We start from the raw sequence: 514 nt of genomic DNA, 5'->3' as shown, positions 1-514 counted from the left end.
TTATAAAGCTGCGCGTAAACGAGCTTGTTCATTCTCGACGTTACGGATATTTCGTGGCAAGAAGGCACGAATATCATCTTCCTTATAACCCACTTGAAGACGTTTGTCATCAATCAAAATAGGGCTTTTCAGAATACGTGGATTTTCCTGGATTAAGTCAATCACTTGATTGAGACTCAGTTCATCAATATCACAGTTCAAGGCTTTTGCGTAACGATTTTTGGATGAGACAATACTCTCGATCCCATTTTCAGTTTTAGCCAAAATAGCTAAAATTTCTTCTTTTGTTAGTGTTTCTTTTCCTAAATTCTGTTCTTTATAAGGGAGCTTGTGCGCATTGAGCCACGTTTTTGCTTTTTTACAGCTCGTGCAACTTGAGATGGTATAAATTTTAATCATGTACATTCTCACTTTCTATCCCGTGATAATATCATTATAGCATGCACATCTTTTCAAATATATAGGTCTTGCGACCTATTTTTTACTTTGTCAAGAATTTACTGTAAAAACGGGC

Annotated in this window: 1 protein-coding gene; it reads right to left on the bottom strand. The window is 36.0% G+C overall.

The window, feature by feature from the left end; all coding sequences use genetic code 11:
- Positions 1–399 (bottom strand): transcriptional regulator Spx, encoded by a 399-nt coding sequence (spx, locus tag ACMZ6U_RS10765; protein WP_416108386.1) that lies wholly within the window; start codon positions 397–399, stop codon positions 1–3.
- Positions 400–514 lie beyond the last annotated feature (115 nt).

Source organism: Streptococcus pluranimalium, from assembly GCF_047785745.1.
GTDB classification, from domain to species: Bacteria; Bacillota; Bacilli; order Lactobacillales; family Streptococcaceae; genus Streptococcus; species Streptococcus pluranimalium_B.
Note: the sequence above shows the minus strand (reverse complement) of the source record. Positions and strands in the feature narration are given on the sequence as shown.